The sequence below is a fragment of the Maribrevibacterium harenarium genome (genome assembly GCF_006385675.1).
In the GTDB taxonomy this organism is placed as follows: domain Bacteria; phylum Pseudomonadota; class Gammaproteobacteria; order Pseudomonadales; family Marinomonadaceae; genus Marinomonas; species Marinomonas harenarium.
Genome location: NZ_VFRR01000086.1, coordinates 1 through 3,467, shown reverse-complemented (window position 1 = coordinate 3,467; position 3,467 = coordinate 1). Strand labels below are relative to the sequence as shown.

The 3,467-nt window shown below is 49.6% G+C and carries 4 protein-coding genes; 1 reads left to right on the top strand and 3 read right to left on the bottom strand.

The features are described from left to right. Positions 1-173 precede the first annotated feature (173 nt). Positions 174-1,331 carry an MFS transporter gene (locus FJM67_RS17035; RefSeq protein WP_140591881.1) on the top strand — a complete coding sequence of 386 codons (1,158 nt, stop codon included), beginning with the start codon at positions 174-176 and terminating at the stop codon, positions 1,329-1,331. A 61-nt stretch (positions 1,332-1,392) separates the two neighbouring features. Here the strand turns inward: FJM67_RS17035 and FJM67_RS17030 are convergent, their stop codons facing one another. From FJM67_RS17030 to FJM67_RS17020, 3 genes are read right to left on the bottom strand one after another with little or no spacing between them, the layout of a single operon-like run. Next, positions 1,393-1,731 (bottom strand): AzlD domain-containing protein, encoded by a 339-nt coding sequence (locus FJM67_RS17030; protein WP_140591879.1) that lies wholly within the window; start codon positions 1,729-1,731, stop codon positions 1,393-1,395. Next, entirely contained in the window at positions 1,728-2,450 is a 723-nt protein-coding gene (locus FJM67_RS17025; RefSeq protein ID WP_140591877.1) for an AzlC family ABC transporter permease, read from the bottom strand. The genes FJM67_RS17030 and FJM67_RS17025 overlap by 4 nt, the downstream gene beginning before the upstream one ends. Then, entirely contained in the window at positions 2,447-2,974 is a 528-nt protein-coding gene (locus FJM67_RS17020; RefSeq protein WP_140591875.1) for a helix-turn-helix domain-containing protein, read from the bottom strand. Before FJM67_RS17020 ends, FJM67_RS17025 begins: the two co-directional genes overlap by 4 nt. Positions 2,975-3,467: the final 493 nt, after the last annotated feature.

Sequence of the window (3,467 nt, the reverse complement as noted above, 5' to 3'; positions counted from 1 at the left end):
CACTTGGGACGAGCTCATCAATGGAGACAAACTCTAGAGTCGATTGGGTTTGGGGGCGTTCTTTAAGCATAAGGCTATTATAAAAAGTCCCCGTACGAAGGCGAGGACTTTATCAGCAGTCTGACTCAATAAAATTGAGTATTGTTTTAGTATTCTATCAAGTGAGTGTAGTTATGTTGTTACTGTTGGTCATCATCTATTTTGCGTTTATTAGCCTTGGTTTGCCGGATGCTGTGTTGGGAGCATCCTGGCCGATGATGCATCAAGACCTCGCCGTTGGCATCGAGTACGCTGGTGCCGTGGCTTTGTTGGTTAGTGTCGGCACGGTACTATCAAGTTTGTTGACGGTAACGCTGATTAAGCGGTTTGGTGTTGGAGTGGTGGTGGCTGCGAGTGTCGCGTTGACGGCAATGGCGCTCGTGGGCTTTTCTATGAGCCAAGGATTGATCGGGTTGATGTTACTCTCCCTGCCATTAGGGTTAGGTGCCGGAGCTGTGGATTCCGCACTAAATAACTTTGTGGCGACCCACTATCAATCCAAGCACATGAATTATTTGCATTCATTCTGGGGTGTTGGGGCAACGTCTGGTCCTTTGCTCATGGCTAATTATCTTTTGATCCAAGAAGGCTGGCGCGATGGCTATCAGGTGCTTGGTGGGATTCAATTCGCCTTGGTCGTGGCGCTATTTGCATCGCTACCACTTTGGAAGAAAGCCCTTGATGCAACCGTGGATGAGGATGATGCATCCACATCGCCCCTTGGTAATCGTGCCGTTTTATCCATCGCTGGGGTGAAAATCCAGATGCTGATGTTCTTTTGTTACTGCGCCATTGAACTGGGTGCAGGACTTTGGGCTGCCAGTTTCTTGATTGTGGAGAAGGGGGCTTTGACCGATGTGGCCGCCCTATGGGTCGCGATCTATTACGGTGGAATCACTGCTGGGCGCTTTTTGTGTGGCGCGATTGCAGATCGATTTAATGAAGCTGGTATGATTCGTGTCGGAGCCCTGTTGATCCTGGCCGGTGCAGGATTGTTGCTACTTCCTATCGGCGGCTTATTGCCAAATCTCGGTTTATTGTTAATTGGTTTGGGTTGTGCGCCGGTGTTTCCAAACACGCTACATTTAACCCCAGCTCGATTTGGCAAGCGGGCATCCCAAGCCATCATCAGTGTGTCCATGGCCACGGCTTACGTTGGCAATACAATCGTGCCGCCGACGATGGGAATCGTGTTGAAATCAGTCTCTTTTGCAGCATTTCCTTACCTGCTGTTTTTCTTCGCTTTGATCCTGTGGTGGACGACGGAGCGCCTAAATCATTATCAGCAATAAAGAACTAATGTAATGCCAATAGAAGAAGGCTAATGATGAAATTCGAGCATTCTAGTTGTGGTTAAGGTATCCCATTCAACACCACTCCAAACATCACTACGCCCACCAAGATGGGAATGCCCATGGAACGGGTTTTGCGCCATGTAAGATAAGTTGCGGTGATTCCCGCTGCAGTAGCGACCCAGGCGGTAGTGCTGTTAGTCACCGGGGCGAGGGATATACCGAAGAGGGCGGCGATCATGGTGGGGCCAAGGATGGTCAGCCAAGTCGGCATGGACGGTTGAGCACCGGAAACTGCCTGTCGAGCGAGTTTGTTCCGCATCCAGACGTAGGGCACAAGGCGCAACAGGTAAGTGCCGGCAGCGATGGCGAGCATCGCGATCCATAATTCGCCATTCATTGAGCGTCTCCTTTTGGTACAGGTCTGTCTTTCAGGGCGTAAAACACAGCGGCACCGCAGAGCGCCGCAAGGGGAATCGCGCCATTTGGGTAGCCGATCAGTTTGATTACCAGCGCTAAGACAGCGGCGGTTCCGAGGGTAACTGTCCAAAGCAGATTGTTGCAACGGGGAATAACCAATACAAAAAAGAGTGCTGGTAAGGCGAAGGGCAAGACTTCCCCAATAACTGGCCAGCGGCTCGTCAACTCGCCACCGGCAAAGGCGCCAAGGGCGGTGCCACCAATCCAACTAAACCAAGCCAATGTAGCCGCTGCTGTGTACCATCCCATGCGTGCTTCGCTGGGCATTTGTGGTAGCCGAGTGTGCGCCAGCGCAAAAATTTGATCGGTTAAACCGTGCATTAACCCGAGCCAGCGTTTATCTCCATCTAGGAATTGGGCGATATTGGGGCCGTACACCACATGGCGGGCGTTAATCAGTAGCGTCATAATGACCACAAACCACAAGGGGGCGCCACTGGCGACCATAGCGACAAACAGGAATTGAGACGAACCAGCGTAGATAACCGTGGAGATCAAGATGGTTTCCCACACATTGAACCCCGCTTGCAATGAAATCAAGCCGAAGGAAATGGCGACTGGGATATAGCCGCCTAAAAGGGGCATGGCATCTTTTAAGCCCTGTTGCCAAGGGGAATCCCATGCTGTTGTGCTGGTCATAGTGGCTCCTGCTTTGGGTAGGTGATGATCATTACTAGGGTCGCCCATCGATCGGCAGTTTGATAACAATGGGGCTGATCAGCGGGGAAGGTATGGGTATCTCCGGCGCTCATAGATCGTAATGCGGTTTCTACTCCTGCATGAAGCTCACCACTAATCAGTGTAATTGACTCTACCGTCCCAGTGTTGTGGGCCTGTGAACGTTTGCACGTATTCGGGGCGCAAGACATCCAGTACACATCTACCCATGGGTTATCCGTACCTTGATCAATTAATCTTACTTGGATGCCGTCTTCTCCTAATGGGGCTTGAATCCTGGCAATCAGATCGCCAAAAGGGACGTTGAGCTGAACAGCCAGTCTCCAGATGGTTTCGAGGGTGGGGTTTCCATCTCCCTGTTCAATACGGGAAAGGTTCGACTTCGCAATTCCGGCATCGTTCGCAAGTTGCGATAGGGACAAACCTCTCGCCATACGCAACTGCTTCAGGTTGCGACCCAGAGTATCTAGGTTGGGTTTTTCCATGATGTGAAAGCCCGCACTTGAATGCTATGTTTACGGTAAATAAGCGTTCTATATAAAGAACGTTTTATATATAGAACAATCGAAAGTCAATATCTATTTTACTGAGGATGGTCTTATTGCCATTAAGTTGCCTTGATTTTTTTGGATTGTGACATTAATCTAACTTCCATTGTTAACATGGATGTAAACATTTATGGCGGTGTCTATTCATTTTATCGAAAGCAAGATGATACTTGTCCGGTCGAGGCTTTTCTCGATTCTCTCTCGTCAAAGCAGGCCCAGAAAGTTGCTTGGGTATTGATGTTAATTGAGGAGTTACATCGGGTTCCGGTGACTTACTTCAAGCAACTTGAGAATACCCAAGGTATTTCAGACTGCTGATAAAGTCCTCGCCTTCGTACGGGGACTTTTTATAATAGCCTTATGCTTAAAGAACGCCCCCAAACCCAATCGACTCTAGAGTTTGTCTCCATTGATGAGCTCGTCCCAAGTG

Bases quoted from the DNA above. Each gene is read 5' to 3' on its own strand.
- FJM67_RS17020 (WP_140591875.1), bottom strand. From the start codon at position 2,974: ATGGAAAAACCCAACCTAGATACTCTGGGTCGCAACCTGAAGCAGTTG.
- FJM67_RS17025 (WP_140591877.1), bottom strand. From the start codon at position 2,450: ATGACCAGCACAACAGCATGGGATTCCCCTTGGCAACAGGGCTTAAAA.
- FJM67_RS17035 (WP_140591881.1), top strand. From the start codon at position 174: ATGTTGTTACTGTTGGTCATCATCTATTTTGCGTTTATTAGCCTTGGT.
- FJM67_RS17030 (WP_140591879.1), bottom strand. From the start codon at position 1,731: ATGAATGGCGAATTATGGATCGCGATGCTCGCCATCGCTGCCGGCACT.